Source organism: Enterococcus montenegrensis (genome assembly GCF_029983095.1).
GTDB classification, from domain to species: domain Bacteria; phylum Bacillota; class Bacilli; order Lactobacillales; family Enterococcaceae; genus Enterococcus_C; species Enterococcus_C montenegrensis.
Genome location: NZ_CP120467.1, coordinates 2283591 through 2302197, shown reverse-complemented (window position 1 = coordinate 2302197; position 18607 = coordinate 2283591). Strand labels below are relative to the sequence as shown.

General features: G+C 38.0%; 17 protein-coding genes. 11 read left to right on the top strand and 6 right to left on the bottom strand.

Annotated elements, in window-relative coordinates; all coding sequences use genetic code 11:
* Positions 1 to 141: 141 nt before the first annotated feature.
* Both P3T75_RS11170 and P3T75_RS11165 read left to right on the top strand, forming a co-directional pair.
* Complete coding sequence (locus P3T75_RS11170) at positions 142 to 2322, top strand: PTS transporter subunit IIBC (protein WP_206902410.1); 2181 nt, start codon at positions 142 to 144, stop codon at positions 2320 to 2322.
* A 313-nt stretch (positions 2323 to 2635) separates the two neighbouring features.
* Positions 2636 to 3448, top strand: coding sequence for an endonuclease/exonuclease/phosphatase family protein (locus P3T75_RS11165; RefSeq protein ID WP_206902301.1), 813 nt, complete (start codon positions 2636 to 2638; stop codon positions 3446 to 3448).
* A 194-nt stretch (positions 3449 to 3642) separates the two neighbouring features.
* Here the strand turns inward: P3T75_RS11165 and P3T75_RS11160 are convergent, their stop codons facing one another.
* The 3 genes from P3T75_RS11160 to P3T75_RS11150 all read right to left on the bottom strand — a co-directional run bounded on the left by P3T75_RS11160 (position 3643) and on the right by P3T75_RS11150 (position 6031).
* A complete protein-coding gene (locus tag P3T75_RS11160; RefSeq protein ID WP_206902302.1) occupies positions 3643 to 4329 on the bottom strand; it encodes an HAD family hydrolase in 687 nt (228 codons plus the stop codon).
* Positions 4330 to 4391: 62 nt separating this feature from the next.
* Positions 4392 to 5186 carry a hypothetical protein gene (locus P3T75_RS11155; protein ID WP_282461631.1) on the bottom strand — a complete coding sequence of 265 codons (795 nt, stop codon included), beginning with the start codon at positions 5184 to 5186 and terminating at the stop codon, positions 4392 to 4394.
* A gap of 188 nt (positions 5187 to 5374) precedes the next feature.
* The gene (locus P3T75_RS11150; RefSeq protein ID WP_206902304.1) at positions 5375 to 6031 is read right to left on the bottom strand and encodes a cyclic nucleotide-binding domain-containing protein; all 657 of its coding nucleotides are present in this window, start codon (positions 6029 to 6031) and stop codon (positions 5375 to 5377) included.
* A gap of 220 nt (positions 6032 to 6251) precedes the next feature.
* Here P3T75_RS11150 and P3T75_RS11145 point away from each other — a divergent pair, with 220 nt between their 5' ends.
* The 5 genes from P3T75_RS11145 to P3T75_RS11125 all read left to right on the top strand — a co-directional run bounded on the left by P3T75_RS11145 (position 6252) and on the right by P3T75_RS11125 (position 10425).
* On the top strand, positions 6252 to 7169 hold the full coding sequence (locus P3T75_RS11145; RefSeq protein ID WP_282461630.1) for a phosphate/phosphite/phosphonate ABC transporter substrate-binding protein: 918 nt from the start codon (positions 6252 to 6254) through the stop codon (positions 7167 to 7169).
* Positions 7170 to 7303: 134 nt separating this feature from the next.
* Positions 7304 to 8071: a phosphonate ABC transporter ATP-binding protein gene (gene phnC / locus P3T75_RS11140; RefSeq protein WP_282461629.1), complete on the top strand. Its 768-nt coding sequence runs from the start codon at positions 7304 to 7306 to the stop codon at positions 8069 to 8071.
* Positions 8061 to 8840 (top strand): phosphonate ABC transporter, permease protein PhnE, encoded by a 780-nt coding sequence (phnE, locus tag P3T75_RS11135; RefSeq protein WP_282461628.1) that lies wholly within the window; start codon positions 8061 to 8063, stop codon positions 8838 to 8840. Before phnC ends, phnE (P3T75_RS11135) begins: the two co-directional genes overlap by 11 nt.
* Positions 8837 to 9619, top strand: a complete 783-nt coding sequence (gene phnE / locus P3T75_RS11130; protein ID WP_282461627.1) for a phosphonate ABC transporter, permease protein PhnE — start codon at positions 8837 to 8839, stop codon at positions 9617 to 9619. Before phnE (P3T75_RS11135) ends, phnE (P3T75_RS11130) begins: the two co-directional genes overlap by 4 nt.
* Positions 9619 to 10425 carry a metallophosphoesterase family protein gene (locus tag P3T75_RS11125; RefSeq protein WP_282461626.1) on the top strand — a complete coding sequence of 269 codons (807 nt, stop codon included), beginning with the start codon at positions 9619 to 9621 and terminating at the stop codon, positions 10423 to 10425. Before phnE (P3T75_RS11130) ends, P3T75_RS11125 begins: the two co-directional genes overlap by 1 nt.
* A gap of 108 nt (positions 10426 to 10533) precedes the next feature.
* On the opposite strand, the gene P3T75_RS11120 is transcribed toward P3T75_RS11125, so the two are convergent.
* The 3 genes from P3T75_RS11120 to P3T75_RS11110 all read right to left on the bottom strand — a co-directional run bounded on the left by P3T75_RS11120 (position 10534) and on the right by P3T75_RS11110 (position 14338).
* Positions 10534 to 11226, bottom strand: coding sequence for a type 1 glutamine amidotransferase (locus P3T75_RS11120; RefSeq protein WP_282461625.1), 693 nt, complete (start codon positions 11224 to 11226; stop codon positions 10534 to 10536).
* Positions 11219 to 12571 carry a Mur ligase family protein gene (locus tag P3T75_RS11115; RefSeq protein WP_206902311.1) on the bottom strand — a complete coding sequence of 451 codons (1353 nt, stop codon included), beginning with the start codon at positions 12569 to 12571 and terminating at the stop codon, positions 11219 to 11221. Before P3T75_RS11115 ends, P3T75_RS11120 begins: the two co-directional genes overlap by 8 nt.
* A 369-nt stretch (positions 12572 to 12940) precedes the next feature.
* Entirely contained in the window at positions 12941 to 14338 is a 1398-nt protein-coding gene (locus P3T75_RS11110; protein WP_407649846.1) for a TrkH family potassium uptake protein, read from the bottom strand.
* Between the two features lie 410 nt (positions 14339 to 14748).
* Between P3T75_RS11110 and P3T75_RS11105 the strand changes: the two genes are divergently transcribed.
* The 4 genes from P3T75_RS11105 (at position 14749) to P3T75_RS11090 (ending at position 18529) form a co-directional block, all read left to right on the top strand.
* Positions 14749 to 15318 (top strand): thymidine kinase, encoded by a 570-nt coding sequence (locus P3T75_RS11105; protein WP_206902313.1) that lies wholly within the window; start codon positions 14749 to 14751, stop codon positions 15316 to 15318.
* A gap of 79 nt (positions 15319 to 15397) precedes the next feature.
* Entirely contained in the window at positions 15398 to 16471 is a 1074-nt protein-coding gene (gene prfA / locus P3T75_RS11100; protein WP_206902314.1) for a peptide chain release factor 1, read from the top strand.
* The gene (gene prmC, locus P3T75_RS11095) at positions 16464 to 17297 is read left to right on the top strand and encodes a peptide chain release factor N(5)-glutamine methyltransferase (protein WP_282461623.1); all 834 of its coding nucleotides are present in this window, start codon (positions 16464 to 16466) and stop codon (positions 17295 to 17297) included. The genes prfA and prmC overlap by 8 nt, the downstream gene beginning before the upstream one ends.
* 200 nt (positions 17298 to 17497) lie before the next feature.
* Positions 17498 to 18529 (top strand): L-threonylcarbamoyladenylate synthase, encoded by a 1032-nt coding sequence (locus tag P3T75_RS11090; RefSeq protein WP_282461622.1) that lies wholly within the window; start codon positions 17498 to 17500, stop codon positions 18527 to 18529.
* Positions 18530 to 18607 lie beyond the last annotated feature (78 nt).

The window sequence follows — 18607 nt, the reverse complement described above, 5'->3', positions numbered from 1 at the left end:
TACCTTTACAGAAAAAAAACTCTCCGCTATAATAATTTGTAACGAAACCGATTGCGCTGAAAGATGCAATCAAAAGAGGCAATTATTTATTCGTAATAAAGCGAAAATGACTAAAGGAGTGGAAGGTAAGTGAAAGAAAATCTGAAAAAATTGATTAGTTTTGAGTTTTGGCAAAAATTCGGAAAGGCATTAATGGTTGTAATCGCCGTAATGCCAGCTGCGGGTTTAATGATTAGTATTGGAAAAACGATACCAATGATTAATCCAGATCTAGGAGCGTTAGTGACCACAGGCGGTGTTATTGAAAATATCGGCTGGGCCATTATTGGTAATTTACATCTTTTATTTGCTTTAGCTATTGGAGGTAGTTGGGCTAAAGAAAAAGCAGGCGGTGCCTTTGCTGCTGGTCTATCATTTATTTTGATTAACCGCATCACTGGTGCGATTTTTGGCGTTACAAGTGAGATGTTAGCAGATCCAGAAGCACTGACCAAAACGTTGTTTGGCACAAAAATTATGGTAAATGGTTTTTTCACTAGTGTTTTGGAAGCTCCAGCATTAAATATGGGAGTTTTTGTTGGTATTATCGCAGGTTTTGTGGGAGCGACAGCTTACAATAAGTATTATAACTTCCGTAAATTACCAGATGCCTTAGCCTTTTTCAACGGTAAACGATTTGTACCTTTTGTCGTTATTTTCCGCTCTATTTTAGTTTCATTAGTTTTAGCGATTGTTTGGCCTGTGATCCAAGCAGGAATTAATAATTTTGGTTTGTGGATCGCACAATCACAAGAGACCGCCCCAATTTTGGCACCGTTTTTATATGGGACATTGGAACGGCTGCTCTTACCTTTTGGACTACATCATATGTTGACGATTCCAATTAACTACACAGAATTAGGTGGCGCATATACAATTATGTCAGGCGCACAAGCAGGTCAACAGGTGTTTGGACAAGATCCGTTATGGTTGGCCTGGGCAACCGACTTGGTAAATTTAAAAGGCCAAGGCGATATGTCACAATATGAATATGTTTTAAATCATTTTACGCCAGCGCGTTTTAAAGTTGGGCAAATGATTGGAGCTTCTGGTATTTTGATGGGCTTAGCTTTTGCAATGTACCGCAATGTTGACAAAGACAAACGCAATGCATACAAATCAATGTATCTTTCTGCAGCACTAGCTGTCTTTTTAACTGGGGTAACAGAACCGCTAGAATTTATGTTTATGTTTGCGGCAGTGCCTTTGTATGTTGTTTACGCCGTTGTTCAAGGGGCAGCCTTTGCAATGGCAGATATCGTACATTTACGCGTTCATTCATTTGGCAATATCGAATTGTTAACGCGTACACCAATGGCGATAAAGGCTGGTTTAGGCGGCGACTTATTCAACTTTATTTGGGTAACATTAGTCTTTGGGGTTGCCATGTTCTTCATTGCCAATTTCTTAATTAAAAAATTCAATTTTGCCACACCAGGACGTAATGGAAACTATGAAAATGACAATAAAGGAGAGGGCGACAGTGCAGCTGTTTCAGCAGATGGCTCTCTTGATCCAAATTCTCAAATCGTAAAAGTGATTAACCTTTTAGGTGGTAAAGAAAATATCATGGATGTCGATGCTTGTATGACACGTTTGCGGGTTTCTGTTAAAGATCCAGCTAAGGTTGGAAAAGAACCAGATTGGAAAAACGCAGGTGCGATGGGACTATTGGTGAAAGATAAAGGCGTACAAGCTGTTTATGGTCCAAAAGCCGATATTTTAAAATCTGATATTCAAGATGCCATTGATTCTGGTATGGAGATTCCACAAACAGAAGTGATTGCTGAAATTAGCACAAGCAAGGCAGCAACGAAATTTAAAGGCGTAACCGAAACTATCGTCAATGTAGCTGATGGTAAGGTTTTAGCAATTACAGAAGTAAATGATCCTGTTTTTTCACAAAAAATGATGGGTGATGGGTTTGGCGTTGAACCTGTGAATGGCACCGTTTATGCACCAGTAGCAGGAATAGTTACCAGTGTTTTTCCAACCAAACATGCTTTAGGACTGCTGACTGATGAAGGGTTAGAGGTATTGGTGCATATGGGAATTGATACGGTTGATTTAAAAGGTGCGCCATTTACTGTAAATGTTAAAGAAGGCGATAAAGTTTCAGCTGGTGATAAGATTGCCCAAATGGATTTAGCTGCGATTCAAAAAGCTGGTAAACAAACAACGATTATTGTTGCTTTTACAAATGCAGCTGAAATTGAATCGGTGACGCTAGAAAAAACTGGCGAAGTTACTGGGAAATCACCAGTTGCAAAAGTAGCGTTATAAACAAGAAGATTGCGCAAAAGACACTGCGTCTTAACGGCGCAATCTTTTTTTCACCCTACAAAAAAGTATAAACTTTCATAAGAAAAAACTGTGCTTTGCCTGCTTTAGCGCTGCCCAGTCTGTTAAATTAAATCGCTGGGACAATAAGGCGAAATTTAAAGAAATTTGGGAAACAATTTATTGAAGTCTCGCCGGATCACTAGCAAGTTGAAGGAGTTTATCCAGCTTTTCTTATTGTCTGATGTGGTCTGCAACTTTTTTTGAAGGAAAAGTATGTTATTCTTGGAACAAGTAGCAAGATAGGAGTATTAAAATGAAATTTTTAACTTTAAATTGTCATAGTTGGTTGGAAGAAAATCAAACCGAAAAATTGGCCCACCTCGCTGAAAATATTGCTACAAATGACTACGATGTTATTTGTTTGCAAGAGGTCAATCAGTTGATGACAAGTGAGAAGGCTTTTTTAGATGATTGGTTTATTCCTAGTAACACAGACGTCATTATTCGTGAAGATAATTTTGCTTTGCGTCTGCAAGAACAATTGCAATGTTTGGATAAGGAGTATTATTGGTCTTGGTGTTATAACCATATCGGCTATGACCGTTTTGATGAAGGGGTGGCAATTTTAGCCAAAGAACCTTTTATCGCCCAAGATACATTGGTATCTCAAACAAAAGATGTGACAGATTACCACACGCGCAGGATTTTGACTGCCTTAACTGCAGTGGAAGGTAAATTGGTACAAGTGCTCAGTGGTCATTTTTCATGGTGGCAAGAAGGATTTTCCTTTGAATGGGAGCAAGTCCAAGCTTTTTTAGCAGATCATTCTCATCCGCTCGTTTTAATGGGAGATTTTAATAACCCGGCTAATACAAAAGGGTATAAGCAAATCATGGAAAGTAATTGGCAGCTACAAGATAGTTTTTATGCCGCCAAGAAAAAGAGTGGTCAAGAAACGACCCTAGCCCAGATTGCCGGTTGGGAAAAAAGTAATGGGGAAAGAATTGATTATATCTTTTTAACGCCAGAATTTACAGTTTTAAGTCATGAAGTCTTATTTAATGGGGATAAAACGCCAATTGTTAGTGATCATTTTGGCGTCAGTGTGACAGCACAGTGGGAATAAATAAAAAAATCAGCGGACTGATTATAAACAATCAGTCCGCTGATTTTTTTTATAAAGCAGAGGTCACATTTTTTACAATACAAAAAAATCGTATTTATTATCTTAGATAGTAATATTTGTGAAGACCACAATTGCAAGGTGGGCAAATAAGAGCGGATCTATTTTTTGACTATGGCTGAACTTGAAGGGTTTCCTCAGCTTTTTTTTGTGAATTGGTCGATTAAGACAGTTAGGGCAGGATCAGTAAAATCTGCCACTATTAGGGAAACGCCGGGTAATTTAGCAAGCGAATCTTTTGTTTCAGAAGTAGCGACAGCTACAATTTGAGCTGCAGCTGCATTATATGCACTTAAAAGACCAACGGGTGCATCTTCAAAAATGACACATTCTGATGGGAGTAACCTAAGGCGAGCAGCTCCTTTTAAATATGGATCAGGGTCAGGTTTACTAATCATTTTGCCGTCATCATAGACTACTTTATCCAGTTGGAACCACTGATTTAAATTCAAAGTATCAAAATAAAAATCCAAATTTGTTTTTCCCGAAGCAGTGGCAATTGTAAAGGGAATTTGTTCTTTTTGCAATAAAGTCAAAAATTCGGGGACTCCTTTTAAGAGGCTGTAATTTGGATCAGCCAAACAAAGCGCGCGATATAAAGCTTCTTTTTCTTCGGCATAGTCTGCAACTTCTTGAGCTGTTAAAGGTCGTTTGAAAACATGTTCTAAGGTATGTTGTGCATTTTTACCGTGAAAATACTTGGCAAAATCCCCTTTGGAAACAGGGGACCCTGTGACTTTAGTGATAAAAGCCTGCCAAGCTTCTTCGTGCTTTTGCGTGTCGTTAATCAAGGTGCCGTTAAAATCAAACAAAATTCCTTTCATAATAGCCTCCTTAGTGATAGAAGTGATGCGTTATAGTTTTAGTTACTGTTTTTTGCTAAAGCTTATTCCGCTAATTCTTTAGCATAAGCAGAATTAGCCGTGCGGATTTTATTAGGAAATGCTTGTGCAACCCGGTGAAAAGCAGCCAGTACATCTTCTGGTATAAAAACAGGGGCAATAAAATCTTTGCCTAAAGGTCCATAGCCAGATGGTGTATTTTGCAATCTACTAATTTCACCTAATAACAATGTAATGTATTGCTCCATTTCCCACATACCTAAAAGAGATTGGTCAAATTGTAATTGTTTATTTTCAATTTTTGTCTGGATTGTATAACTGGCATAATTAATAATTGTTGTTTGAGGTGCGAATTTTTCTAGCGTAGCACTCATTCGACGTTGCATGGTCGCATCTTGGGATAAAATAAGTGATTTTTTTGGCAGTTTGTTTTTGGTCAATAGTTTCAATAGATTGGTGATATTATTGCCGCAATTCGTTGATTGAACTTCTAAGTAGTCCGCAGTTTGGCCTAATTTTAGATACAAAATGTCATTAAACATTTCTGCTTCACTCTTGTCTGTTGCAATCATCGGATATGCTTGCCTTATTTTATCCCGCAGCGCATCAGTTGTATGGCCTTGTCCGCCGACAATCAGATACTTTTTTGCGACTTGGTTTTTCATCGCAGTTACTAAAGGTTCAATACCAGCTAGAATAGTGCCGCCAAATAAAACGAAGGCATCTGCCTGGGGAAAATTATAAGCTATCTGCAAATTAGCTTGTGTTAAAGCTGGAATATCCCGCAGCGTACAAAAGGCAGCTAAAGTATTAATGTCATCAGCAAGTGTAGGTTTCATTTACTAGTTTTTCCCTTCGATAATTTGATTTTAGGTTATTAGACTTCAATTGATTTTACCACTTCTTAAAGCAAATTCGGCTTAAAAATAGCTTACTCATTTTTGGTAATGGCGCAAATTATTTTGTTGCTTCATACAGTAAAATATGACGAAAAAAATTACTGCCTAGCTAGATACCAAGTGTAAATTCAAGCAGTCAGGGCAAGTAACTGACTGCGTTTTAAAATTCGGTAGCCACCGCGAACTTTTTGCAAAATGCCCTGATCTTTAAAATTAGTCATGGTGCGCAGCAAATGACGGTAACTAACATTTAAAATAGCCGCACAATTATTAAGTTGGAAAGAAAAAAGTTCATCTTTTTCATGTTCTAAAATAAAACGGGCTAGTCTAGTTTCGACGGGTTCACTTAAGGAATTGGCCAGATTAATCCCTGTGTTTAAGCGGTAGCTAAGCAGCTGACAGGTATGTTTTAAAAAGCGCAAATCATTTTGCAAAATAGACCGGTATTGCTTCAAGTTAATGCAAACACAAGTGCAAGGGGTCATGGCTTTAACGCTGCTACTGGGTGTTGTTTCCCACAAAGAAGAGGCTTCTCCGATAATGGTTGCTTCATAGCAGTAATTGATACAAATGTTTTGTGTATCGTAGGTAAATGAATAGACCATCGCACTTCCTTCCACTAGAAAATATAGGTACTTCGAAGCTGTTCCCGCTTGAATGAGATCTTCATCTTTTTCAAAGGTACATAAAGTTGCAATTGAAAGTAAATCTGTACTTAAATAATCTTGTAAATTATTGGTTGCAATTGCTTCTTTTAACTGGCTTTTATCAAATAGCTGTTTCATAAAAGCTTCCTTTCTCAAATGAGTGTTTTGTTATTTTTGATTATAACGGCAAATGAGTAAAAAAGCATCCTTTTTCCAAGTGATGTAAAGATAATGTTCGGGTTTTACTTAAAATTTACAAAAAAATTACCTGCAAAGTGACACAGGTCATTTTTGTTTGAGATAATTCTTGCTATTATGTGGGGGCAATATAAATCATTTTCCAATAGGAGGAGAAAACATGCGTTTCAAAATGTTGGCAACCGGTCTTTTAACACTAGGAATTTTAGTCGGTCTTACAGGGTGTGGTAATGAACAAAAGGCACAAGGGGACACAAAAGAAAAATTGGTGGTGCAATTTGTTCCAACGAATAATGATGGTTCTATGGAAGCTAAAACAAAACCATTTGCTGCGTATTTATCAAAAAAACTTGATAAAGATGTGACTGTTACTCTGGCAACAGATTATTCTACGATTGTTGAAGCGATGGCCTCAGGTCAAGTTGATGTAGGAATTATGCCGCCAGCGGCTTATGTGCAAGCAAAAGATATGGATGCAGCAGAAGCAGTGTTGACCTCTCAATTGGGTGCTTACGATAGAAAAACAGGTTTACCAACAGATAAATTAACCAATACTTTTAAAGGTGAAATTTTAGTTAAAGCTGATAGCAACTTAAAGGATTTGACAGACTTAAAAGGAAAGAAAATTGCTACTTTAAGTCCGAATTCAGCTAGTGGCTATATTTACCCGGTAGCTGAATTAAAAGAGGCCGGTGTTGACCCAACCAAAGATGCTACTGTTACAACGGTCAATGATATTCCAAGTGAAATGACAGCTGTATTAAACGGTCAAATGGATGCAGCCTTTGTTTTTGAAGGTGCGCGTAATGTATTTGCTTCAAAATTCAGTGATCAGGATATTATGAAAGATTTACGGGTTTTATATTTAACCACAGGTGATATTCCTAACGATGCGATTGCGGTGCAGCCTAAAATGGACACGAAATTGAAACAAGAAATTAAAGATGTCTTTTTGAATATGCCAAAAGATGAAGCCGGACAAGAAGCGATGGCTTTATGGGGGCACAAAGGCTATCAAGAAGCTGCTGATAGTGCCTATGATACAATTCGCGAATACACGAAAAAAGCTTCTGAGTAAACAAATTGCCGGTTCTTAGGAGCTGGCTTTTTTACTCGTAGAATTATAGAGTCAAAGCGTTTTTCAGTTAGAAAAAAATGTGCTTCAAGTTGTCTTTTGGAAGAATTTCGATATCTAATTTAGGAGTTAAAAATATGATTGAATTTAAAAATGTTGCTAAAGTCTACCCGAATGGTGTCAAAGGCTTAACGGATATTAATTTAACGATTGCCGATGGTGAATTTGTTGCCATTATCGGATTGAGTGGTGCTGGGAAAAGTACCCTCTTGCGGTCTATCAATCGTCTGGTCACAACGACTGCTGGTGAAATTATCATTAATGGTGAATCGATTACAAACGCCAATAAGAAAAAATTGCGGGAAATCCGTCGCAATATTGGGTTAATCTCACAAAGTTTCAATTTGGTTAAACGCAGTACAGTCCAAAAAAACGTATTATCCGGTCGTCTTGGCTATTATTCTACTTGGAAAAGTATCTTTGGTTTGTTTACAAAAGCCGACTATGAAAAAACAGCAACAGCTTTAAGTCAAGTCGGATTATCTGATAAATTGCACACCCGAAGTGATGAATTAAGTGGTGGTCAGCAGCAGCGCGTTTTAATTGCACGAGCCTTAGTGCAGCAAGCTGACATTATTTTAGCTGATGAACCGGTGGCATCTCTTGATCCGGTTACATCTGAAAAAGTGATGGGAGATTTAAAAGAAATCAACCAAAACTTAAATAAGACAATTATTGTGAATATTCACTCTGTCTCTTTGGCAAAAGCATATGCCAGTAGAATTATTGCTTTAAAAAGTGGTGAAATTGTTTTTGATGATGTTGCACAAAAACTGACGGAACAACGTCTTAGTGAAATCTATGGGAAAGCGTACGAAAAGGAAGTGGGAGAAAATGCAAATTAAAGATACCGTCCATTTTAATTGGTACAAACATTTATTTGTAATAATTGTGCTACTGCTGTGTTTACAAGGCAGTATCCTTTTAACTGACGCTAATTTTCAGGCGGTATTTCAAAATTCTAATCAGATGGCCCTTTTTTTAGCCCGCTTTTTAAAACCTGACTTTAGCTATTTACCAAGTCTTGTAACGCCACTACTCAAAACATTGCAGATGTCTGTTTTGGGCACTTTTTTAGGTGTTCTATTTGCCGTTCCGATTAGTTTTTTAGCGACTCACGTTGTGACAAAAAAACGTCTTTTATCTTATATCATCCGCTTTTTCTTAGGCGTGATCCGCACGATTCCCAATTTATTATTGGCCGCTTTATTTGTTGCCATTTTTGGTATTGGTGAGGCAACAGGGGTACTAACGATTGCCGTTTTTACCTTCGGGATGGTTTCCCAGTTGATTTTTCAAGCAATTGAAACAATTGATTTTGGCCCAATTGAAGCCAATGAGGCAGTTGGTGCCAACAAAATGCAAGTGGCTATTTGGTCGGTTACACCGCAAGTCATTAACCAAATTATCAGCTATACTTTTTATGCCTTTGAAGTAAACGTACGGGCTTCGACCGTGTTGGGATATGTGGGCGCTGGTGGGCTTGGTGTTATTTTGAATTCATCATTAGCGCTTATGCGTTACGATCGCGTATCCATTATAATTTTGACGATTTTTGTGGTGGTGGCCATTGTGGATGGTTTAAGTGAAGCAGTTAGGAGGAGATTAGGATGATACTTAGTCAAGTTAGCAAAAAAACATATTTTTTTGTGCTGCTACTTTTAGCTTTAGTGATTTATTCAGCCTCAGGAATTGACTACAGCAGCTTAAAAACATTTTCTTTTGCAATGGGAGCAGAAGTAATACAAGGGCTAGCCCATCCTGATTGGCACTACTTATATGATGGCAGTGGAGAAGATTTGCTTAGCTTATTGTTGCTTACGATTGGGATTGCTTTTTTGGGCACTTTTATCGCAACGATTTTGGCATTACCTTTAACTTTAATTAGTGCCAGCAATTTATGGCAAAATTATCCTTGGGTAGCCAAAATTGGTAAATTTATTTGTAACGTTTTGCGGGCTTTTCCTGAACTCGTTTACGCTATTATTTTCGTTAAAGTCGTTGGTCCAGGACCCTTTGCTGGGGTAATGGCAATCGGCGTGCATCAAATTGGCATGTTAGGAAAATTATTTACCGAAGAAGCCGAAGGGATGGATGAGGCTTTGATTGAGGATGCAGCAGCGATTGGTGCTAATTTTTGGCAAATTGTTTTCTCTGTGCGTATACCATATTTATTACCAATCTATAGTTCACTGTCTTTAAATCATTTTGAAATCGCCGTGCGAAGTGCCGCAACTTTAGGTTTGGTAGGTGCCGGCGGAATTGGGGCACCTTTGATATTTGCAATTCAAACGCGGAGTTGGGATCGCGTTAGTATTATTTTATTAGGAGTCGTGGTAACCGTCTTTAGCTTAGACTTATTCACTGGCTGGATTCGTAGGAAGTTACGCTAATGAAAATTTTACAACTCTCTGATTTGCATTACCGTAGTCATTATTTGCCAGCTACCACAGGTTATCAAGCAATGTTGACAAAAATGGAGAATCCCTTGACCTATTTAGATCGTGCGATTGAAAAGGCCAAAGAAATGACAGCTATTGATTTAGTCTTGCTTACTGGCGATTTAACCGAAGATGGTCAAATTGCTGATTATCGCTTTTTGCGCGAGTATTTTACCAAAAAGTTTCCTGATACACCTGTTATGGTCACATTAGGTAACCATGATATCAAAGAAAATTTTTATCAAGGGTGGCTAAAAAACGCGCCTTCTTCAAACTACTATAATTTCGTTTCTGAATTTGATCCGTTTTATTTAGTGTCATTTGATACTTCTGTTTATGGTAATGCAGACGGGACGATTGATAAAGCTCAGTTAAATTGGTTAGAAGAAGTTCTTTCAGCGCACCAAGATAAGCCCGTTTTATTTATGACTCATCACCATTTAATTGCAGAACAATATGCAACGTTAAATTTACCCCAGTCTGATCAATTGTGGCAAATTTTAAAACGTTACACTATTTTAGCCGTTTTAAATGGCCATACGCATTACCATTATCACAAAACTGTCGGTCAAATTCCTTACTATACCGCCGATGGTCTTTCCTTTTTGGGACAAGATGAAGGCGATGGAATTGTTCGCTTTGTTCAACACGCGGGTTTTAGTCTTTACGAAGTCAAAGCAGGTCAGTTAAAAGAGACCGCAAGAGAAATTGTAACGAGCGGCAAGTTATTACAAAAAGTCGATATGCGCTCGTGTTAGGTCAATAAAAAAGGTGTGACATAAAATTGTCACACCTTTTTTTGCGCATAAACAGCGTTTATTATAAGTAACGGAACACTTTGGTTGTGACCTCATTTTTTGTTCGTATTAAGCAATTTCTGCTAATGAGGGGACAGTGATCGCATCGTATTTTTTTTCTAAAGCTGTTTTTAATAAGCGGTAAGCTAGTTTTTCATTGCGAGCTAGGATAGGTCCATGGAAATAAGAACCGTAAACATTGCGGTAGATGACACCTTCTGTTTGATCTTCGCCGTTATTGCCTTTTCCTTCAACGATTTTGCCTAAAGGTTTTTCCCCTGCGCCTAAAAAAGTCCGTCCGTTGTGGTTTTCAAAGCCGTAGTAAGTTTCATCGAATTCTTCATTGTGAATGACAATGTCGCCAATAAAACGATTATTTTCCTGACTTAACGTGTAGTGATCTAACGCGCCAATTCCTTTGATTTTTTCGCCGTTAGCTCCCATGTAATAATGACCCAATAATTGATAGCCACCACAAATAGCTAACATGATACCATCATTTTCGATGTAATCTGTTAAATCTGCTTTTTTATTTTGAATATCTTCAGAGACAATTAACTGTTCAAAATCTTGTCCGCCGCCAAAAAAGACGAGATCGTATTTGGCAGGATCAAATTTTTCGTGGATACTAACAATCTCTGTGTCCAATTGAATGCCCATTTTTTTTGCTAAATATTGTAACACCAATAAGTTGCCGTTGTCGCCGTAAGTGTTCAACAGGTTGCCGTATAGATGGGCCAATGTTAATTCATAATCAGCCACGATCCATTCCTCCTTTAATGTAACCTTTTTCTGCTAATTTTTTTCGTAATTGTAACACTGCAGTGTAGGTTGCCAAAATATAAACATTTTCTGTTGGTAATTTCTTAATATCTTCAATGACTTCATCTAAGTCTTTGGTTTCGGTTAATTTATCTTCTTGAATACCCGCCACTTTTAAGCGTAATGCCATATCTTTGTGGCGCTCGCCGCCGGCAATGACTGCTGGGATATCCATTTGGGCAAAGGCTTCATGATTACCATCCCAAATCCAGCTGACATCAATTCCGTCTGCATAATTGGCGTTTAATAAGGCCACAAGGGAAAAAGAGTAAGGTGAAAGACCAATCATATCAATGACTTGATTTAGACCAACGGGATTTTTTACTAATACTAAGGTACATTTCTTGCCGTCGATTTCAATTATTTCTTGGCGGCCAAAAACTTTTTCATCATAACCAAGACCAGCTTTGATTTTTTCTGCTGGAACATCGTAATATTCTGCTACAGCAGTTGCTGCTAAAGCATTATAGACATTGTACATTCCGCCAACTTCGATACCGTATTCATGTCCGTCGATGATAAAATCCGCTGAAGTATTATCCATGGCTAACATTTTAGTCAATTTGTAATCCAATTTTGGTCGATGAAAACCACAGTTGGGACAATAATATTTACCTAAGTTAGCATAGGTAATCATTTTGTAGTGCAAAATGTGGTGACATTGCGGACACAAGACACCATCGGTATTATAGTGGGCCATTTGTTCTTTATCAGGTAAGTGATCAAAGCCGTAATATTTACGGGGATTGACGGTATCCACAGAATTAAAAATCGGTGAATCGCCATTGCACAAAATCGGCGCATTCGGTGATTTTTCAGCTCCTTCGACAATCAGACGATAGGTCGTATAAATTTCCCCATAGCGGTCCATTTGGTCGCGGAAGATATTCGTGAAAACAAATAATTCAGGCTTGATATAAGCGGTTACCTTACTAAGACTGGCTTCATCGATTTCTAGGACAGCAAAGTTTTTTTGATTTTTCTTTGGCTTGGCAGATAAAAAAGTTGAAACAATCCCTTGTACCATGTTGGCACCTGTCGGGTTGGTCAACACCTCATCAAATTGTTGTTTTAAAATATTAACAGTTAAAGCAGTCGTAAGTGTTTTACCGTTTGTCCCGGTCACGACTACCACTTCGTAAAGATCAGAATAGTGATCTAAAACATTGGGATCAATTTTTAGGGCCAATTGTCCTGGATAGCTGGAACCACCTTTGAAAAAGGTTTTTAAAACCCATTGGGCACTTTTACCGGCAAATATCGCCAAGTGACTACGTAAGCTCATAAATTCTGTTGCTCCTTTTAGTTAAACTGACGTTACGTTTTATAAATCCAACTTATCATACCATAGTCTGAATAATTTACGGTAACACCTTTGCTTTTTCTTAAATTTTAGTCGCAGATACTGCCGTTATCACAACAACAAAACTAAGTAACGCGGTAAAATCCTGCAAAAATGCAAAAAAGCTTTGCAAACTTGCTTAGCTTTTAACAATAAGACCAAATAGCTTAGCTTATTGTAGCTGAGGTTTAGTTTGAAAAGCTCGTTATAGATATTTTTGCGGTAAGTGATTTATTCAGGTGAAAATTTTAGACGTTACACGATTTATTTTGACTGCTTCAAGCAGAATGTTTCTAATCGAATTTTTTTACTTTACCCAATAATGATTTGTTCAGTCGGGTACTCGTAACCTTGGTCGCGAGTTTCTTTTGGAATAAAGAGTAACAAGGTATACAACATACCAATGCGGCCGATAAACATTAATAAAGCAATGACAATTTTTCCTACAACGGATAAGTCAGAGGTTATGCCAAGCGATAAGCCGGTTGTCCCAAAAGCTGAAGTCACTTCGACAATAATGGCGATTAGCGATTGTTTTTCAGTGGCGCTTAGCAATAAGACACTAAAAAAGCACATGGCTAAAGAAAGCATAAAAACGACGACTGATTTACGGACATCCGCATCACTTATTCGGCGGCCAAAAATATTAATATTATCTTCGCTTTTTAAAAATGAAGTCATGTATAACCCGATAATGGCAATGGTCGTCGTTCGCACACCGCCTCCGACAGAACTAGGACTACAGCCAATAAACATCAGGAGTGAAAAGATGATTAAAGTTGTCACTTGAAACTCACCTAAGTCGTGGATCTGTAACCCCGCGTTACGGGTAGTCATGGAGTAAAACATACTATTAATAAAGCGTCCCAATGGATCAATTCCTGCAAATAAGTGATCTCTTTCCAATAAGTAAATAATCAGGGTCCCACCAACAAACAAAATAACAAAGGCTAACACAGCAATTTTAGTAAAGAGGGAAAAGCGAAAAGGCAGACGTCGTTGCATTTTTTTGCGCCGGTATAAAATCCACTCGTAAAAATCCATTAAAACAGGAAAGCCAATCCCGCCAATAAAAATTAAAAACATAATGACGATCAAAAAAGGATAGTCGTTGGCAAAAGGCATAATTGAATCTCCTGTGACATCAAAACCAGAGTTTGTAACAGCCGAAATGGCTTGATAAAAGCCATAAAACACTGCGTCGCCTAGGGTTTGATAGTAACCTTGCCATAAAAAGTAAAAAGCAAACAATAAACCAAAGCTAACTTGAAAAACCAAAATCATAGTAAAGGTAATCCGAATTAACCGGACAATACCACTAAGACGGGGCTGATTCATATCCGTCATAATCAGCTGTCGTTGTTTAAGCGAAATTTTGCGGCGGGAAATAATAAAGAAGAAAGTTGAAATCATCATAATTCCGAGACCGCCAATCTGGAATAAAACTTCCAACAATATGACGCCATTTTCATTAAAGACGTGATTGATATCAAAAGTTGTTAGTCCCGTCACACTGACAGTGCTAATGGCCATAAAAAACATATCTAAAAAAGGAACGTGGACATTTGGCTGACGAAAAATAGGTAAATAAAAAAGCAGCAATGAAATTAGTGTCATTAATAAATAATAGCTGACGATAATCTGAATGGAAGAAACATTGCCAGCGATAAAAAAACGTGCTCGGCGCAGTTTTTGCCGCAGCACCCGCATTATACTCATAAAAAACTCCTTTGGATAAATAATTAAGCTCGTCTTAAGTATAGCAGAGAAGCAGAAAATTGGGGGCAGGAACCTCGATTTCTCCACCGTAATCAAAAAATTGAAATTATCTTGTGGAAATTTAAAACGCATCGTTAGAAAAAAGGTATGAATTTACCAAATTCTTGTCATAAATTATTCACATTTTCTGGCTATTATATACACATACCAACAAAACAACCCAAACCCAACAAACTTTTCTTTTCATTTTCTTACTCCCTGAAAAACCATCGTCCCTTGTGGCGGTGGTTTTTTGTTTGTCACAGGCAAAATTTTCAATCCTGTAAGACGCAAAATTCCTACTGTAAAAAGCTGTCCTTTTCCGCTATAATATCAAAGAGTGAAGCGGAGGAATTTGTGAAATGGCACAATTATTTTTTAAATATGGCGCAATGAACAGTGGGAAAACTATTGAGATTTTAAAAGTTGCCCACAATTACGAAGAACAAGACAAGCCTGTTGTCATCATGACGAGTGGTTTAGATACCCGCTCTGGTGTTGGGCGGGTTTCAAGTCGAATCGGTTTGCAAAGAGATGCACTGCCGATTTTTACTGAGACAAATGTTTTTGAAACAATTACGAATTTAGATTTTAAGCCTTACTGTGTGTTAATTGATGAAGCACAATTTTTGCAAAAACAGCATGTTTTGGACTTTACTAGAATTGTGGATGAATTGAATATCCCTGTGATGGCCTTTGGCTTAAAAAATGATTTTCGCAACGAATTGTTTGAAGGGTCAAAATACTTATTGTTATATGCTGACAAAATTGAAGAGATGAAAACAATTTGTTGGTTCTGTCATAAAAAAGCGATTATGAATCTTCATTATATTGACGATAAACCTGTTTATGAAGGGGACCAAGTTCAGATTGGCGGCAATGAAGCCTATTATCCAGTCTGCCGTCACCATTATTTCCATCCAGAAATTTGAGTCAGTAACCAGTAAAATGTAGCTTTTAAGAGAAGTTATCGGTAAGACATCTATTTGAAAATAAAGGAGTAAAATAATTATGTATGATCAGCTGCAGGCGATTGAAGATCGTTATGAAGAATTGGGCGAGCTGCTAAGTGATCCAGATGTAATCAGCGATACGCAGCGCTTTATGGAGCTTTCTAAAGAAGAAGCTAACACGAGAGAAACGGTGGAAGTTTACCGTCGTTACAAGCAAGTTGTTGATGGTATTAAAGATGCCGAAGAATTATTAAGCGAAAACTTAGACGATGAAATGGCAGAAATGGCCAAAGAAGAGCTAAGTGATTTGAAAAAAGAAAAAGAAGTTTTAGAAGAACGGATCAAAATTTTATTGTTACCTAAAGATCCTAATGACGATAAAAATATTATCATGGAAATTCGCGGTGCCGCAGGCGGTGATGAAGCAGCACTTTTTGCGGGTGATTTATTTAATATGTATCAAAAATACGCTGAAACACAAGGTTGGAGAGTCGAAGTGATGGATGCCAATATTACCGGTATTGGCGGTTACAAAGAAGTGATTATGATGATCACTGGCGATAACGTTTATTCCAAACTGAAATATGAAAGTGGTGCGCATCGGGTGCAACGTGTCCCTTCAACAGAATCACAAGGGCGTATTCACACTTCCACTGCGACTGTTGTCGTAATGCCAGAAGCAGAAGAAGTTGAAATTGATATTGCTGATAAAGACATTCGGACAGACATTTATCATGCGTCTGGTGCTGGTGGACAGCACGTTAATAAAACGGCTTCTGCTGTACGTTTGACGCACATTCCAACCGGGATTGTCGTGGCGATGCAAGACGAGCGCTCACAATTAAAAAACCGGGAAAAAGCAATGAAAGTATTACGGGCTAGAGTGTATGATCAAATTTCTCACGAAGCGCAAAGTGAATACGATGCCACGCGTAAATCTGCGGTAGGAACTGGGGATCGTTCTGAACGGATTCGGACGTATAATTTCCCTCAAAACCGGGTAACAGATCACCGCATTGGTTTAACAATTCAAAAATTGGATCAAATTTTAGCTGGTAAATTAGATGAAATTATCGATGCCTTAATCATGTACGATCAAACATCGAAATTAGAAGAGATGCAAAATGGCTAAGACGTATCGAGAAGCTCTGTTAAGAGCTTCTTCTTTTTTAAAAGCAGCTGGTAAAGAAGCCTACAGTATTGAATTTGTTTTTTTTGCGCGTAAGGGTTGGGATAAGACTCAGTGGCTGTTAAACATGAATGAAAGTATCTCTAAAGTAGATGAAAAACAAATTGAAGTAGATGTAGCTGCATTATTGCAAAATCAGCCACCGCAATATTTGTTAGGCTATGAATATTTTTATGGACACAAATTTAAAGTAAATGAAGCAACATTAATCCCCCGACCAGAGACCGAAGAATTAGTCGATTGGTGTTTGCAAAAAAATCAAGCAACGACGATGAAAAAAGTGGTAGACGTTGGAACCGGTACCGGTGCAATCGGCATTTCTTTAAAGTTGGCTAGAGCAAATTGGCAAGTTAGTGCAGTGGATATTGTGCCAGAAACATTAGCGGTGGCACAAGATAATGCCAAAGCCTTAGGAGCAAAAATTAATTTTATTTTAGGCGATACTTTATCTTGGGCAAAAGAAGAGTATGATATTATTATCAGCAATCCGCCTTACATTGGTGCCAGTGAGTGGGAGTTGATGGATGAGAGTGTGCGGGAATTTGAACCTAAAACAGCGTTATTTGCCGCAGATAATGGTTTAGCGCTTTATCGCAAGCTGGCAAGCCAAGCGCAAAAAGTTCTAGCAGCTAATGGCCAAATTTTTTTGGAAATTGGTTTTGCACAAGGTCAGGCTGTCACAGAAATTTTTCAAAGCGCTTTTCCCGATAAAAAAGTTATCGTAAAAAAAGATTTAAGTGGCAATGAGCGAATGGTCTATGTGTATTAATTATTACGCAAACTTGTGGAAAAAATTTTTTTCAAATTGTTTCACGATTAAAAAACATAGCTAGCAGAACTGTTTCACAAAATAAAAGTTATGAACAGACTTTTGCACACTTGACAAATCACTTATCCACAAAAAGTGGATAAGTTTATTGAAATTGTTGAAAACTCGCCTATTCTGTGAAAAAAGGATGTGGATAAAGATTGGAAACGAAGGTATACCAAACCGATCAATTACAAGCAGCGGCAGAAAAATTAAAAAAAGGAGAGCTGATCGCTTTTCCGACTGAAACAGTCTATGGACTAGGTGCTAATGCACTTTTACCTGCGGCTGTCAAGCAGGTTTTTGCAGTTAAAGGACGTCCTAGCGATAACCCGCTTATTGTCACCGTGGCAGATTTTGCAATGGTGAAAGATTATGTGGATAACTTTCATCCGTTAACGCAAAAAATTGTCGAAACTTATTGGCCAGGACCGCTAACGTTAATTTTTACCATCAAAAAAGATAGTTTACCTGCTGTTGTTACAGGTGGTTTATCCACAGCAGCTTTTCGTATGCCAGCGAATAAAAAAACACGGGAATTAATCGCGTTAGCAGGCGTTCCGCTAGTAGGTCCAAGTGCTAATACCTCAGGTAAACCAAGTCCAACGACAAGTGAGCATGTGTATCATGACCTAAAAGGAAAAATCGCCGGAATTGTCGATGATGGTGCTGCTCAAATTGGTTTAGAATCAACGGTCTTAGATTTAAGTGATCACACAAAAGCACCCGTCATTTTACGACCTGGTGCTATTACACAAGAAGAATTAACCCAGACATTAGGCGTAGCCGTTACACTAGACAAGCATTTAGTCAGTGAAAGTGAAGCACCAAAAGCTCCAGGTATGAAATATAAGCATTATGCGCCAGATACGAAAGTTTTATTAGTAAAAAACGGCGACTGGGAAAAAGCAAAGGCCTGGGTGAAAGAGAATCATTTGCGATCTGGAGTTTTAGCTGGTCCAAGTATCTCAGAAGAAATGCGCTATGATACGGCTTGTGTATTTATGTATAGTCAAGATACGCCAAAATCAGCGGCAAAGGGGCTTTTTGCCGGTTTGCGGGCGTTGGATGATAAGGCTTTAGACTTAGATGTTATTTTGGCTGAAGTTTATCCTGAAGAAGGCATTGGTGCCGCCTATATGAATCGATTGAAAAAATCAGCGAATCAACAATATTTTAGTGCTGAAAAATAGCGATAAAAAATAAGGGGCGAAAGATTTCTTTTGCGCCTTATTTTTATGATACAATTTCAATACTAAGTGACTTTTTTT

What these genes read in the sequence shown, in the direction of transcription:
- P3T75_RS11125 (WP_282461626.1), top strand. Translation starts at nt 9,619, where the DNA reads ATGAAAATTTTACAACTCTCTGATTTGCATTACCGTAGTCATTATTTG.
- prfA (WP_206902314.1), top strand. Translation starts at nt 15,398, where the DNA reads ATGTATGATCAGCTGCAGGCGATTGAAGATCGTTATGAAGAATTGGGC.
- P3T75_RS11155 (WP_282461631.1), bottom strand. Translation starts at nt 5,186, where the DNA reads ATGAAACCTACACTTGCTGATGACATTAATACTTTAGCTGCCTTTTGT.
- phnE (WP_282461627.1), top strand. Translation starts at nt 8,837, where the DNA reads ATGATACTTAGTCAAGTTAGCAAAAAAACATATTTTTTTGTGCTGCTA.
- phnC (WP_282461629.1), top strand. Translation starts at nt 7,304, where the DNA reads ATGATTGAATTTAAAAATGTTGCTAAAGTCTACCCGAATGGTGTCAAA.
- P3T75_RS11150 (WP_206902304.1), bottom strand. Translation starts at nt 6,031, where the DNA reads ATGAAACAGCTATTTGATAAAAGCCAGTTAAAAGAAGCAATTGCAACC.
- P3T75_RS11165 (WP_206902301.1), top strand. Translation starts at nt 2,636, where the DNA reads ATGAAATTTTTAACTTTAAATTGTCATAGTTGGTTGGAAGAAAATCAA.
- phnE (WP_282461628.1), top strand. Translation starts at nt 8,061, where the DNA reads ATGCAAATTAAAGATACCGTCCATTTTAATTGGTACAAACATTTATTT.
- P3T75_RS11160 (WP_206902302.1), bottom strand. Translation starts at nt 4,329, where the DNA reads ATGAAAGGAATTTTGTTTGATTTTAACGGCACCTTGATTAACGACACG.
- prmC (WP_282461623.1), top strand. Translation starts at nt 16,464, where the DNA reads ATGGCTAAGACGTATCGAGAAGCTCTGTTAAGAGCTTCTTCTTTTTTA.
- P3T75_RS11115 (WP_206902311.1), bottom strand. Translation starts at nt 12,571, where the DNA reads ATGAGCTTACGTAGTCACTTGGCGATATTTGCCGGTAAAAGTGCCCAA.
- P3T75_RS11145 (WP_282461630.1), top strand. Translation starts at nt 6,252, where the DNA reads ATGCGTTTCAAAATGTTGGCAACCGGTCTTTTAACACTAGGAATTTTA.
- P3T75_RS11105 (WP_206902313.1), top strand. Translation starts at nt 14,749, where the DNA reads ATGGCACAATTATTTTTTAAATATGGCGCAATGAACAGTGGGAAAACT.
- P3T75_RS11110 (WP_407649846.1), bottom strand. Translation starts at nt 14,338, where the DNA reads ATGCGGGTGCTGCGGCAAAAACTGCGCCGAGCACGTTTTTTTATCGCT.